This window comes from Spirosoma sp. KNUC1025 (genome assembly GCF_045160025.1).
Lineage (GTDB): Bacteria > Bacteroidota > Bacteroidia > Cytophagales > Spirosomataceae > Spirosoma.
The window spans coordinates 6055939-6069756 of the sequence record NZ_CP087139.1 but is presented as its reverse complement, the minus strand read 5'-3'; the positions used below and the strand labels follow the sequence as shown (position 1 = coordinate 6069756).

Genomic DNA, 13818 nt, shown 5'->3' with positions numbered 1-13818 from the left:
AGTTCTGGTATCTGTCGTCATTCCTGATTGGAAACCTCCATGCGCTGAATAACGGCCAGAACCCAAAATGGATGGTTAAGATCAATAATTAATTGGGTTCGCTGGATAATACTGTAGTGGGCTCTGATCGAACTTTATCCATCCGAATAGATAGTAAAACCTGTTTGAGCGGCCAGTTCTGAAGCTCCACGCGGGCCGAATCGCCATACAGCAGTTTGAGTTTATCCTGAATACTGCGCAGGCCATAGCCGCCATCCATATCATCGGGGAAAGACGGGCCATTGTCGTGAACGCACAAGTTCAAATCGCCCCCTTTCTCATAAATTCTGACATCAATACGTCCCATATCGGCGCGTTTGGAAATGCCATGCTTAATTGCATTTTCAACAATCGGCTGGAGTAAAAACTGAGGAAGTTTCAGGTCATTCAGAGCCGGGTCAGAAACCTCCACGCTGAACGTAAGCCGGTTGCCAAAACGTACCTGTTCTACTTTCAGATACGTTTGAACCATCTCCAGTTCGTCGGCCAGGGTCGCAAATAACTCGCCGTTACGTCCGGTTGTGTAGCGGAAGAGCTTCGACAGTAGCAGGGTCATTTCTTCGGCTTTATCCGGGTCGTCGTGTACCAGGCTGGCTATGCTGTTGAGCGAATTGTACAGAAAATGAGGGTTGATTTTTGCCTGCAGGGCATCCAGTTCGGCGCGGGTTTTGAGTTTTTCAAGGTTAAGCAACTGAAATTCCTGCTCCGAAAGTTTGCGGGTCAATTGCCGACCTTGCTGTAAAATATACAGGAAAAAATTGGCGATCAGTAGATCGCCCATTACGTAGATATACCAGGCGGCTGTTTTTTCAATACCTCCGGGTCGCTTAGCCAAAGCCTCGATGTAGGGCTTACCTAATAGCATATAAAGGCCGACATTGACCACCGTAAAGCCACATACCACCGCAATACTAACGATAATGTGCCGCTGCCACATAGCCGGAAACTGACGCGTAAGCCAACCCGACAAGGCCCATGTCAGTAAAAACACGACGGCTCCATCGGTCATATTCTGCGCGATCAGGAATCGGTAAAGCCCTACCATCAGAGGGTCTTCAGTCGTCGCGATCAGGTTTGTAAAAAAAATGACGGCGTTGCATCCATAGATCAGCAACGCACCCAGTAAGGCGCCAATAAGTGTACCTATGCCTGGCTTTTGCAGCACGGTGGTCAATGTTATCGGCTCAGCGCGCTCTACGGACGGAGGGCGGTATTTGCTACGTCCGGAAAAGTTGAACGTAGCGCCTTCAACATTGGCACCGGTCAGGTCGACGTCTTCCAGCCCGCAAAAATTCAGGTTCGCTTCGAACAGATCAGCTTCGGCAAACGATGCGCCTTCGAGATTAGAGAAACTCAGGTCAGCCCCCCGCAGGATGGCTCCCCGGAAATTGGCCTTTGCGAGATTAGAAAAGCGGAAATCAGCCTGCGTCAGATCAAGACCACTAAAATCAAAATTGGCCAGGTCGGAACCCATCATGTTGAGCCGTCGGCCATTTTTGCCAATTGTACCAATGAGTTGTTCGCGCGTCATTTTTCGTAGTCAATAGTCATTTGTCAGCAGTCATCAGGGGTTCAACCGGTTACTTGCTCCACTTTGTCGACAGATCGTTGGCAGGATTAAATGTAGAAAATTTTTTGCTAGTCTGATTATACTGCTTAGAGCCGCCAAAAGTTTGCTGTGCCCCAACCGGACTGCTGGCGGCAGGAGCGGAGAAGTGACGAATAAAAATGCTTTTCATGGGCTTAGGCTGGTTTATTACGTAGCGGATTCAGTGTTTTTTTTCTGATGAATCATTTGCTTTTAAAGGCCATCATCAATCGCTGGAAAAGTCCGGGTTTCTGGATACGGCCATTGTGAAAAGCCCGAATTTTCCACTCGCCGTTCCGTTTGATTAGCACGGTGGTCTGGATGGACAGGCGATCGGTAGGTGGAGTCTTCTGGAAACGTAATTGTACCGTACCGGTCGAATGCATCAGCGCTATCGTATCACTCAGAAAAGCAATCGTGGGTTGGTCTGAACCGGGGTGCAATGTAGAGCCTTTCAGCGCCCAGGAGTTGAACAGGTCCTGGTGAATCTGTTCGTTAGCTTCTCTTCCTTTTATGTGCTGGCCCGCAAACGTTACGTAGTCGCAGTCAGCGGTCAGGCAGTCGACAAAGGAATGAGCATCGCCAGCGTTCCAGGCAAGGGCCATTTTATCAAGCACTTGACGGATAGCTGTTTCCTCTATTTTTAAGACCTTGGGTTGGGTTGATTCTGTGCTGGTTTTCATGATCCGTTGGCCGGGTTCGAAGAAGATATTGACAGGTTTATCCCAGTTTGATTGCTAATTGAGTCCCCTCAAAACTACGTGGCTTTGCAGCCGACCGTTTGTCTTTTCCGATGAAAACCGGAAAGGAAGGTATGAATTAGGGTAGGGGAGAGATAAAGTTATTTCGTAGTATTGGGAGTTAATTCAATTCCTCTTCTATGAGTACTCGTGATCAACTACTTGCCCGTGTCCGTCAGAACAAACCAGAACTATTGCCACTGCCTGAAACACCAACGTTTGTGAACGAAGCAGACGATGTCTTTACGCGTTTTCGCGACGCTCTGGCTTTTGTGGGTGGTAAGCTGATGGAATTAAAACCGGGTGATTCGATTGGTAAGCAACTGCGCCAGGCGTTTCCTGATGCGCAACGTATCGCTTCATCGTTGCCCATTCCTGAGTTCGACCTGATACCGGTGAGTTCGGAGACCGATAAAATGGTGCTGGAACAAACGGACCTGACGATTCTGAAAGGTGAATTTGTGGTTGCCGAAAACGGGGCTGTCTGGGTGCCGGAGCCTAACATGCTGAATCGCTCATTGCCGTTTATTACGCAACACTTAGTACTGGTCGTTGATCGGAGTACACTGGTTCCGAACATGCACGTAGCCTATCAGCACATAGACCGGGATTCGCTTACGTATGGCGTGTTTATTTGTGGGCCGTCGAAAACCGCAGATATTGAGCAGTCGCTGGTCGTCGGAGCGCACGGAGCCCGTAGTTTGACTATTGTTTTGACTAACGACAAAGAAAACCAACGAGAAACGGACGCTTTACCCTCAATTCCCTGAACCTGAATATCCGGATAAGCTAAATAAGTTAATTAGTGAAAAAGATGGTTTTCTGGCGAATAAGGCCGTTAATTGCTTAACATTTATACACCTGCATTGTTAGTGAAATAACAAACGTTCGCATCCCTTGACAACTACGTTGGTTACCTTTCCGCTTTCTGTTGGTCAACTCCGTCCCTGGCGTGAGGGCGACGAAGAATCGTTGGTGCGTCAGGCCAGTAATCGTCGTATCTGGAACAATGTCCGCGACTTTTTTCCTTACCCCTACACCCCGCGTGACGCAAGCGCCTGGGTACGGTCGAATAAATCGTATCAGCAGCCTAACAACCTGGCCATCGACATCGATGGAAAGGCAGTCGGCAACATTGGCTTTACGGTGAAAGACGATATTTATCGATACAATGCCGAAATAGGGTACTGGCTTGGCGAAGATTACTGGGGACGCGGTGTGATGACGCAGGCTCTGCCCATCATGACAACCTATATCTTTAAAAACTTTCAGGTCAATCGCATTTTTGCCTGCGTACTGGAAGGAAATATTGGGTCAATGCGCGTACTCGAAACCGCCGGTTATCGGCACGAAGCCATTCATCAGAAAGCTGCAGTTAAAAATAATCAGTATCTGGATGAACACATTTTTGCTATGCTTAGGTCCGAGTATCGGGCGTTGAATCAATTAGTTAACGAGTATTAGAAGCAGTCGATTCTGGAACGCCGGTCAACGGCCAAAAAGACGATTGATAATAATTACTGAACAATGCCTCATTTTTGCGATTATTCTGACCCTACTATGGCCGCTTCGGCGGACGTACAAGTCATGCCGAAAATAGTTATTGCCATTGACGGATATTCCAGCTGCGGAAAAAGCACGACGGCTAAGGCCGTAGCCACCCGCCTGGGTTATGGCTACATTGATACTGGAGCTATGTATCGCGCAGTTAGCCTGTTTTTTATTCAGGAACACGTATTGTTTTCGAGCCAGCGGGATGTCAACCTGGCCCTGGAGAAAATCCACATTACGTTCAATCACAATCCGCGTACCGGAAAGAACGAAACCTGCCTCAATGGCCTGAATGTGGAAGAAGAAATTCGTAAAATGTATATCTCCAACATTGTCAGCGAGGTGAGCGCCATTCCTGAAGTTCGCTGGGCGATGGTGGCTCAGCAGCAGAGAATGGGCCGTCGGCGGGGGGTGGTTATGGATGGACGCGATATCGGTACGAAGGTTTTTCCAGATGCCGAAGTCAAAGTATTCATGACCGCCGATACGTACACCCGTGCCCGGCGCCGACAGCAGGAACTACTCGCCAAAGGCGAGATGGTGAATCTGGAAGAGATTGTTCAAAACCTCGAAAAACGCGATTTTATTGACACTACGCGCGCCGAAAGCCCGCTCATACAGGCGCCCGATGCCGAACTGCTCGATACGTCTCACATGACCATTGAAGAGCAGGTTGACTGGGTGATCGAACTAGCCGACCGGAAGCTGGCCGAACTGCACCGAAAGAAGGGTAGGGTGAAAGCCGTAAAGAATGAATAAGCGATAGTGCTTACTGTAAAAATGGATAATGAAGAATGGATAATGACTTGATGACCCTCATTATCCATTCTTCATTATCCATTTTTACATTGGGTATTATCCATTGACGATATGACAGCAGATTTTCTGATTGTAGGGCAGGGTGTGGCTGGATCGGTACTGGCCTGGATTCTTGACCAGCGGGGTTGTTCGGTTATACTGGCCGACGATCCAAACCTTCCTTCAGCGTCGGCGGTAGCAGCGGGTATTGTCAATCCGCTCACAGGCCGCAAACTGGTTCGTACCTGGAAAGCCGACGAATTATTTCCGTTTTTGCATCAGTTTTACAGTGGAATCGAACAAACGCTTGGCGTTCGATTCTTTCACCCTAAAACGATCTATCGACCTTTCCGCTCTGTTCGTGAGCAAACCGACTATCTGGCGCTGACAGCCGATCCTGCAATTCGTCAGTACGTATCGGAATCTGCTGATAATCAAAGTTATAGTCAATTTATACAGAATCCATTCGGGGGCTTGGAAGTAACGCAGGCCGGCTGGCTTGATCTGACGGAATTTGTTCGGGTCATCAAAGGCTATTTTGTCCGTAAAAACCAATATTTTGAGGGACGTATTACTGCTGACGACCTGCATATCAAAGCCGATAAAGTTGGCTGGAAAGACATCGATTTTACGAAAGTAATTTTTTGTGACGGTGTACAGTCGCGCGAAAATCCGTTGTTTAACTGGCTACCGTATAACCCCGTAAAAGGGCAGATTCTGACGGCCATTGCGGAAGGCTATTCCATCAAAAATATCGTTAATCAGGGCGTTTTTATTCTGCCGGTTCGTGAGGGTTTGATACGTATTGGCGCCACATACAGCTGGCACGATCTGGATTGGCAAACAACCGATGACGGTCGTTCGTTTTTAGAATCGAAGGTTCGGGAAATTCTGAAAATACCTTATCAGATTGTTAATCAGCAGGCTGGAATACGTCCATCCACCAAGGATAGACGGCCGTTTATCGGGTTACATCCAGAGCATCCGGCCGTTGGTATTTTTGGCGGAATGGGCACGAAAGGGGTGTCGCTGGCACCGTATCTGGCCGAACAGTTTTCCCGGTATCTGTTAGATGGCGAAGATTTGGAGTCTGAAGCGAATATTAGCCGTTGTGTTTCGTTATAGTAACACGAATTTATCGTATTTATGAAGGTTGATTTTCAATTGTCGCCTGCGGCCGTAAAATTGCCTGCGGGCTTGTAAATCAGAATCGACCTTATAAATCCTAAAAGGTAAATCAGTTGGTGCATTAAACGTCTGCGAATCTGGCTCGTCAGATCCCAGCGTATGATTATCGTTCGTTATGCGGAATCAATACATTTTGTTGTTAGGCCTGTTGTTGGGCGGATTGAGCGTGGCTACGGCTCAGAATTATCCGTCGATGGAGCGATTCGGGAAAAACCGTATTCAGTATCGCAGTTTCGACTGGAAAACGATCCGAACCTCAAACTTCGAGATCTATTATTATCAGAACGGTACGCAGATTGCCAATCTGACGGCCCAGTATGCCGAGTCGGAGTTTGACCGTATTACTGAGCTGCTGGGCTACACACCGTATAATCGGGTCAAGATTTTTCTGTTCAACTCGCCATCCGAACTGGTACAGAGCAATATTGGCATCAATGCACAGGGCGGACTCACCACCCGCGAACAGGATCTGTCAAAATCCCGAATTGAGCTGGCCTTCACAGGCGATCAGGTTAGTTTCCGGCAACAGATCATCCACGACGTGTCCATGCTCTTTGTGTATGATATGCTGTATGGAGGAAGCCTGAAAGATGCGCTTCAAAGTTCATTGCTGCTGACGTTGCCCGATTGGTTTATGCCTGGTATTGCGTCGTACATTGCCTACGGGAACAGCCTTGAACTGGATGATTACATGCGCGACGTATCGGTGACGCATCCCATCAAAAAACCGTCGTTGCTGGCCGGATTATCGGGGCAGGAAGCAGAACGGGTGGGCCATTCCATCTGGAACTACATTGTTCAGCGATACGGCCGTGATAATGTTTCGAACATTCTGAACCTGACCCGCATCATTCGCAATGAGGAAAAAAGTATTACCAGTACGTTAGGTGTGCCATATAGCCGGTTTCTGCGCGAATGGCGGGAGTACTATGCGGGTATGGCTGGCAGCGTATCACAGTCATACCAGAGCGGTTCCGATAATTTTCAGCTTAAAGTAAGTTCGGCTGATGACAAGTCGTCGCTGATAAGCCTGAAGCTAAGTCCCGACAAACAATTCATTGCCTACAGTGTGCTTCGCGATGGCAAATTTCACGTAGAGGTCGTCAACACAACCAATCGCAAAAAGACGCGGGTTCTGTCGGGAGGGTATCGACTCGATGGGCAGGCTACACCGACCAGTACGCCATTGCTGGCCTGGCAACGGGGAAATAACCTGCTTGTGATGACCGATGAGCTGGGGCAGACAAACCTGTATCAGTTCAGTAATTTTGAGAAACGGCCCAAGCAGGAGTTTAAGCGTCAGGTCAAAGGACTAACGCAGGTGGCCTGGATGGATGCCTCCGAAGATGGGGGTAGTCTGATTTTGAGCGCCGACCGGAATGGACAGAACGATCTATTTTTATACAGTATAAACCGTGGCTCCTATCAGCAACTGACCAACGACCTCTACGACGATTTATACCCGGCGTTTGTCGGGCGAACGGCACGTCAGGTTGTTTTTAGCTCCAATCGCCGGGAGGATACACTCGGTGTCGATAAAGGTTCTTATAAAACGATACGTGACCAGATGCTGCTGTTCTCCCACGAGGGCAGCGCCCGCGACCTGTCGGTGGTTCAGTTGACAGACTCGCTTTCTCATGCCACACAGCCCATTCCGGCCAGCGAAACAACGACTTATTTCCTGAATGATATCAATGGCATTCGAAATCTGTATCGTCTTGACGCCGAAAATAAAACGGTTAGCCAGTTGACGGCGTTTCCGCAAAGTATCCGTTTGTATGACCTGAATCCTGCCAATGGTGGCTTTGTCTACAGCAGTTTGAAAGATGGCGATGAGTACATTGGGTTTCGGTCGCAACTAAATCTGACGCAATCCGTACAGACACCACCGACCCAACGGGCCGCTGCCATCAATCGCCTGAATGCGCAGAATGTGGCTCGGGCAAATCCGGCTAAAACCGACACGACATCGTCACCGACTCCCCGTACTACAACGGATTCAAGCGGAGTAGCTCAACCGGCGCCAGCCAATAAACTGGTTCTCGGACCGGGTGAGGTCGACACCGACAATTATCAATTTGATCCGGAGGTTGTAAAAGCAACTGAATTTCGGCAGCGACGTACCGGAACCGGCGTATTGCCCGGCCTAACCACGACACCCCGCGTAACCGCCGTCGGGAAAATATCACCATCCGTGGGCCATTCGATTATAAAGGTACGTTCGGTATCAACGACGCTCCGTCAAGCTGGCGCATCGACCCCATTCGGGGCTTCGGGTATACACAGGAGGTTACGTTAACCGACCTGCTCGAAAATCACGTACTGCGTGCCGGTGGTTTCCTGAGTCTGACAAACGCGCTTCATAACAGTGATTTATTTGCCGAATACACCAACCTAACGCACCGGATTGATTATGGTGCCCGCTATGATCGGCAAACGCTGTTCATTCCGGATGCGGGGCTGACGCAGAAGAATCGGTATAACCGCCTGATGGTATCGGCCTCGTACCCTATTTCGGTCAATAGCCGGTTTACGGTAGCGCCGTTTTATACAATGACCCGCCTGATCGACCTGTCGTCGTTTGCTTTACCAGATATGGTTTCGGATTATGCCGGTATTCGGGGCGAATTTGTGTTCGATAACAGCATAGTTAATGGTATGAACATGACTGTGGGTAGTAAGATCAAGCTCCGCTATGAAGAATATGCCGGGTTACGTTCTTCATCACAGAGTTTTCGGCGGCTATCGCTCGATGCGCGTCATTATCAGAAAATTCACCGCGATCTGGTGTTAGCGCTACGTTTTTCGTTTAGCCAGTCGGGAGGAGCCGCGCCAAAACAGAGTACGCTGGGTGGTATGGAAAACTGGATCAACAACCAGAAAGAGCAGGTTGCCTCCAACCCGCTGCTGGTTCCGAATACGGTTCAGAACGAAATTCCGTACGATTACCGTAACGTTTTCTTCCTTGATTTTGCCGCTCCATTACGTGGGTTCAAGCAGGGAAAACTAACTGGAAACAGCCACATGCTGTTCAATGCCGAGCTGCGGTTGCCATTAATACGGTACCTGTATCGGGGCAACGTAACGTCTAATTTCCTGCGTAACCTGCAACTGGTAGCCTTTACGGATATTGGCACTGCCTGGACAGGTAATGGGCCGTTCAGCCAGCAAAACAGTTTGAACACGGAAGTAGTCGGGGGGTACCATTCCGTTCCGGGCTATTGTGACCAACTTCAAAAATCCATTCCTGATTGGTTATGGAGCGGGTATCCGGACGATGATTTTTGGCTATTTCATTAAATTCGACTACGCCTGGGGTATGGAAGACAAAACTGTTGGAAAACCAATTGCCTACCTGACGCTTGGGTACGATTTTTAGTTTTGTCAGGCGAGTATGTGGTATCAGAGATGGTATCTGACTGTCTGAAATCGGGTTGAATCCTACGCAAATACAAGTCATGCGGGCCTGGGGTTCAACCCGATTTGGTAAACAATGATACGTAACAACAGTTGCCCGAAGCTGGTAATAGCTGACTTTATCCAACCTTCATGCGAAAATTTTCCGTAAAACAGATTGCCTTCTTATTTATCGTATCGGTGTTGCTTCTTTCTGAGCGGACGTATGCGCAAAAAGAAGTGTTGTATTCGCAATACCTGCTGAATCCCCTCAGCATCAATCCGGCTTACGCAGGCAGCCGGGAAGCCTTTCATTTGTCAGCTTTTCTTCGGCGTAAGTGGTTTAGTGTGCGTTATGCTCCCATTACGCAAAGCGTTTCGGCCGATGGTGCCATTGCCAACGGTCGGGTTGGGCTGGGGTTTCAGGCGCTGAATGATCGGATGGGGCTTTTTGCTGCGACGGGCGTATACGGTAACGTTGCCTATCGCTTCAATTTACCGGCTCTGGCCAAACTGGCTATTGGTGTTCAGGGGGGCGTAACAGTGCTTCCGCTTTACGATATAGGCAGCGCTGCTATCATAAACCGGGCTACCGGCAGTTTTGGCATTGGCATTCATTATCAGTCGGATCGTTTTTTCGCGGGTATATCGGCCCCTGAGCTTGCTGGACGTACCCTTAGTTTTTCGGGGCAGGCTGTTTACCAGGCCATTCGGCCGATTATGTTTCAGGCAGGTGTTCCGCTGAATGTAGATGAGAATACCGTACTGATTCCATCCATACTTATTTCAAAAATAGAAAGTCGACCGTTGGGAGTTGATATAAATCTACGAGCCTGGTTTAATGAAGAAATCGGATTGGGCGTATCCTATCGGCAGAACAGTCCCGGTCTTATTGCAACCAATTATTTACAGGCATTTGCTGAATATCAGCTGACCAAAGCGATACGGTTGGGGTACGTTTTCAACTCAAAGACGCCCGAGAGTCCCAATGCCATGCAGTTTGACCAAAACAGCGTTCATGAAATCGTACTTCGGTTTGCGCCTGGTGTGCTAAAATTTACGTATTGAGCTTCGTATAGCACATCTTTTAAGTAGTGGCATCGAAAATTTTCGGTAACTTAGGCCCCTTAAAACGTAACAGACCCCCGCTTGAAACCGCACGAAGAGTTTTCCAGGGACGATATGTTGCGCTATCTGTCGGCCAACAGCAATATCCCCACCCAGTCCGTGATTCAGAATCTGTATATTCCCAATGATCTAGATCGGGAATTTCCATTAGCCCCGCATTTTGTCCAGACGTTCGGCAGTTATCCGAATTATCTGCACTTCAACGACGACTTCAAGCTTTCTGCTCAGGAACTGATCGAAAACCGGAGCTTTGTCCTTATCAATCAGTCGACGCGTGTTACAGACCAGGGCTGGCATGTGGTTGAACGGATTTATCAGCACGAAGATGGAATGATTCTCAAGGCTGAGTTTGTTGGGGAGCGTTTCTTCCGCCTGTATGGGTATTTCCGCGACGAAACAGCCGCTAAAACGTTGCTGGACGGCCTGCATGATCACAAGTATATTCATGAAGATAATCAGACCCACATTTATTTAATTCAGAGTGGGTTAGGCGGGTTGCATACAGAGCGCGTAGAAATTATGCCGCCCGAAATTAACCTTGAGCTGCACTATAACGACGATTTTCCACCCGTTCACGACCGACTGGTTAACCTGCTGGCTCAACCCAAGAGCAAGGGGCTTATTTTGCTGCATGGCGACCCCGGAACGGGCAAAACAACTTATATTAAATACCTGAGTTCGTTGGTTAAAAAGGACATGCTCATTTTGCCGCCTTACATGACGAACTACCTGACTTCGCCCGAAATTATTCCGTTTTTACTGGATAATAAAGATTCTGTACTCATCATCGAAGATGCCGAACGTATTCTGCAATCGCGGGAAGCCGGAGGAGATACCAACAGCGTATCGAACATTCTGAACCTGACCGACGGTCTGCTTGCCGACTGCATGCACATTCAGGTGATCGCTACGTTTAATGCCAGTAAGCATTTGTTAGACAAAGCGTTGCTACGTAAAGGACGTTTAATGGTTGATTATGCATTTGGGAAGTTAGCCCCTGCTAAAGCCAACAACCTGCTGGCGCATCTGGGTATGGATTTTCGGACAGATCAGGCCATGACCCTCGCTGACATTTTTAATCATGACGATCAAACGGTTTCGGGAGAGCGTTTCGAAGTAAGAATGGGCTTCTAAGTAGATTGCCTTAAAAGGCTGGTTTCCTGTTTGGTTTCAGATACCGATTCACGCGTACGCTCTGGTTGTTTACGGCGGTCAGTACGAGCTTTTCTGAATGTGGGCCCGACATCAATACCGATGTTCGGGCGTCGCCGGTTATCAGCAAACCACTTTGCTGGGGAAGCACCACCCGGAAGTGGCCATGCCCGTCGCCAAGAAGTAATAAACCAACAGAAGCATCCTGCCGACCCATGTTGACTTCGTTGGGGTAAAAATTCCCACTCAGAACGACATCCAGGTTTCCGTCCTGATTAAAATCGTAGGGCACAATCCCGTATAGGGGAGCTTGCTGGGCCAGATGGGGTAGCGGTGTCATGCTGAACTGACCGTTCCCCAGATTCTCAATGTAGGCGCTTTGCAGATACGTTGCTTTGGCTTGATAAGCTCCCTTTCGCTCCTCTTCTGTAAACAAGTCCGCGAACGTAACCTGTGCATAATCGGCATAATGCTGATACTTGCGCCGGTATTGGATAACCTGCTGATTGAGCGCATCGCGTGGAACGGCCGGATAACATACGCCTTTTATGAAATAGCCCATAAGCGGATCGAACGTACCGTCGTTGTTGAAATCTTTCGCCAGCATCTGCACCGGTTCCTTTTCAGTGGCCCGATACAACGTGTTCAAGCCTTCGTTCCCAGCGATATAATCCATATCGCCATCGTTATCAAAATCGCCCTGCGCCAGACCGTTCCACCAGCCAGACGACTGTTTGAACGACTGAATAACTGGCTGATTGAAGTGTTTTCCGGCCGTATTTTGCAATAGGGTGATCGGCATCCATTCGCCAGCGAGCATCAGATCCGGCCAGCCATCTTTGTTGAAATCGGTCCAGAGGGCGCTGCAAACGAGGCCAGCCTGTTGCAGCCACGGACAGACCTGTGCCGTTACGTCCGTAAATCGAGCGGAGCCATTTAGCCGGTCGTTTCGGAGGAGATAGCTACGGGCGGGTAGGGGATATTTGCCGGGAATCAGTCGGCCACCTATGAACAGGTCAGGATCACCGTCGCGGTCGAAATCGGTGGCTATTATGCAGGAACCACTTCCCGATACGTCGGGTAAGGCGTTGGCTGGAGCAGCACTGAAATCACCACGACCGTTGTTAAGATACAGTTGATCCTGATAAAACGCTTTGTCCGAAACAGGCCGCTGACAGCCCCCGCTCACTACGTATAAATCCAGATCTTTATCGCCGTCGGCGTCGAAGAGTAAAGCGGCTGTATCGTCATGGTCGGTATGAGCCGGAATCGGTTTTTGAATAAAGTTACCTTGTGCGGTTTGCTGGAGAAAGCAGGCTTTACTGCCCCGATACGTACCGCCTACAAAACAATCATCCAGGCCATCACCATTGATATCTCCCGATGCCAGCGCAAGACTACTTCGCGACAGCATCTTGTGCAGGGCTGCCGTTTGTTTGAAATCAACGAAACCGGAAGATTGGTGCTGAAAGACTGGCGTAACGGGTGAGGGGACGTTGGTAAATAAAGCCGACATTGGTTTATTAGCCGGCTTTACAACTTTCGTTTGGGCGCTTGCTGAGTGAAATAGCAGGCGTTGGTCGGCCCGTAGCTTATAACGGGTTTCCGATGCCCCTCCCGGCCATTCGACCCGTATCGAATCGATTTGACTCGCCTTGCCGAGTCCGAAATGGAGCACTGGCTCTACGGACGACTGAAAGCCCCGAACAACGGATAATTCAGCGTATTGCATCTGGCCACCAGCCCAGATCGTTGCTTTCGCGCCAATACCCTGCCGGTTGCCTTTTGCCCCTTCAAACCGCACCGAAACGTAATGAGCCGGAGCCTGTTGCCGACTGTTGTTGCGGTAAATAAAAGCTTCGGAATCAATGTTATTCACCATCAGGTCGAGATCACCGTCATTATCCAGATCAGCGTAAGCGGCCCCGTTCGAATACGAAAGTGAGGCCAGGCCCCATTCCTTCGATACGTCGGTAAAGGACAAGTCCCCGCTGTTGTGATAGGCGTAGTTGGGTACCTGCACTTCTGGCACTTTCTGCATAAGCTCTTCCCGCTTGTCTTTCTGAAATTCAGTGGTGCCAAAGCCGGAGAACTCTTCTGTAAACTGAATAAAATCGCGATCCGTTACGTCGCGCCGATAGCCATTGGTAATGAATAAATCCTTACGACCGTCATTGTCGTAATCGCCAAACAAGGCCGACCAGCTCCAGTCTGTTTTGGCAACACCAGCCAGCAAGC

The 13818-nt window shown here is 49.2% G+C and carries 10 protein-coding genes and 1 pseudogene; 7 read left to right on the top strand and 4 right to left on the bottom strand.

Features of this window, described 5'->3' with window-relative positions; all coding sequences use genetic code 11:
* Positions 1–88 precede the first annotated feature (88 nt).
* The 3 genes from LN737_RS26540 to LN737_RS26530 are packed head-to-tail and all read right to left on the bottom strand — an operon-like array spanning position 89 to position 2310.
* Entirely contained in the window at positions 89–1570 is a 1482-nt protein-coding gene (locus LN737_RS26540) for a histidine kinase (protein WP_405513594.1), read from the bottom strand.
* A gap of 49 nt (positions 1571–1619) precedes the next feature.
* On the bottom strand, positions 1620–1778 hold the full coding sequence (locus tag LN737_RS26535; protein WP_405513592.1) for a hypothetical protein: 159 nt from the start codon (positions 1776–1778) through the stop codon (positions 1620–1622).
* 52 nt (positions 1779–1830) lie between these two features.
* Positions 1831–2310: an SgcJ/EcaC family oxidoreductase gene (locus tag LN737_RS26530; RefSeq protein ID WP_405513590.1), complete on the bottom strand. Its 480-nt coding sequence runs from the start codon at positions 2308–2310 to the stop codon at positions 1831–1833.
* 197 nt (positions 2311–2507) lie between these two features.
* On the opposite strand from LN737_RS26530, the gene LN737_RS26525 reads away from it, so the two are divergent.
* The 7 genes and pseudogenes from LN737_RS26525 to LN737_RS26495 all read left to right on the top strand — a co-directional run bounded on the left by LN737_RS26525 (position 2508) and on the right by LN737_RS26495 (position 11562).
* The gene (locus tag LN737_RS26525; protein WP_405513588.1) at positions 2508–3137 is read left to right on the top strand and encodes a lactate utilization protein C; all 630 of its coding nucleotides are present in this window, start codon (positions 2508–2510) and stop codon (positions 3135–3137) included.
* A 127-nt stretch (positions 3138–3264) separates the two neighbouring features.
* A complete protein-coding gene (locus tag LN737_RS26520; RefSeq protein WP_405513586.1) occupies positions 3265–3831 on the top strand; it encodes a GNAT family N-acetyltransferase in 567 nt (188 codons plus the stop codon).
* A 123-nt stretch (positions 3832–3954) separates the two neighbouring features.
* A complete protein-coding gene (gene cmk / locus LN737_RS26515; RefSeq protein WP_405520538.1) occupies positions 3955–4677 on the top strand; it encodes a (d)CMP kinase in 723 nt (240 codons plus the stop codon).
* Between the two features lie 111 nt (positions 4678–4788).
* Positions 4789–5841, top strand: a complete 1053-nt coding sequence (locus tag LN737_RS26510; protein ID WP_405513585.1) for an FAD-binding oxidoreductase — start codon at positions 4789–4791, stop codon at positions 5839–5841.
* A gap of 178 nt (positions 5842–6019) precedes the next feature.
* A pseudogene (locus tag LN737_RS26505) lies at positions 6020–9283 on the top strand (hypothetical protein).
* 170 nt (positions 9284–9453) lie between these two features.
* A complete protein-coding gene (locus LN737_RS26500; protein WP_405513583.1) occupies positions 9454–10368 on the top strand; it encodes a PorP/SprF family type IX secretion system membrane protein in 915 nt (304 codons plus the stop codon).
* Between the two features lie 114 nt (positions 10369–10482).
* Complete coding sequence (locus tag LN737_RS26495; protein ID WP_405520536.1) at positions 10483–11562, top strand: AAA family ATPase; 1080 nt, start codon at positions 10483–10485, stop codon at positions 11560–11562.
* 10 nt (positions 11563–11572) lie between these two features.
* On the opposite strand, the gene LN737_RS26490 is transcribed toward LN737_RS26495, so the two are convergent.
* Positions 11573–13816, bottom strand: coding sequence for an FG-GAP-like repeat-containing protein (locus LN737_RS26490; protein ID WP_405513581.1), 2244 nt, complete (start codon positions 13814–13816; stop codon positions 11573–11575).
* Positions 13817–13818: the final 2 nt, after the last annotated feature.

What these genes read in the sequence shown, in the direction of transcription:
- LN737_RS26500 (WP_405513583.1), top strand. Translation starts at nt 9,454, where the DNA reads ATGCGAAAATTTTCCGTAAAACAGATTGCCTTCTTATTTATCGTATCG.
- LN737_RS26495 (WP_405520536.1), top strand. Translation starts at nt 10,483, where the DNA reads ATGTTGCGCTATCTGTCGGCCAACAGCAATATCCCCACCCAGTCCGTG.
- LN737_RS26525 (WP_405513588.1), top strand. Translation starts at nt 2,508, where the DNA reads ATGAGTACTCGTGATCAACTACTTGCCCGTGTCCGTCAGAACAAACCA.
- cmk (WP_405520538.1), top strand. Translation starts at nt 3,955, where the DNA reads ATGCCGAAAATAGTTATTGCCATTGACGGATATTCCAGCTGCGGAAAA.
- LN737_RS26530 (WP_405513590.1), bottom strand. Translation starts at nt 2,310, where the DNA reads ATGAAAACCAGCACAGAATCAACCCAACCCAAGGTCTTAAAAATAGAG.
- LN737_RS26540 (WP_405513594.1), bottom strand. Translation starts at nt 1,570, where the DNA reads ATGACGCGCGAACAACTCATTGGTACAATTGGCAAAAATGGCCGACGG.
- LN737_RS26535 (WP_405513592.1), bottom strand. Translation starts at nt 1,778, where the DNA reads ATGAAAAGCATTTTTATTCGTCACTTCTCCGCTCCTGCCGCCAGCAGT.
- LN737_RS26510 (WP_405513585.1), top strand. Translation starts at nt 4,789, where the DNA reads ATGACAGCAGATTTTCTGATTGTAGGGCAGGGTGTGGCTGGATCGGTA.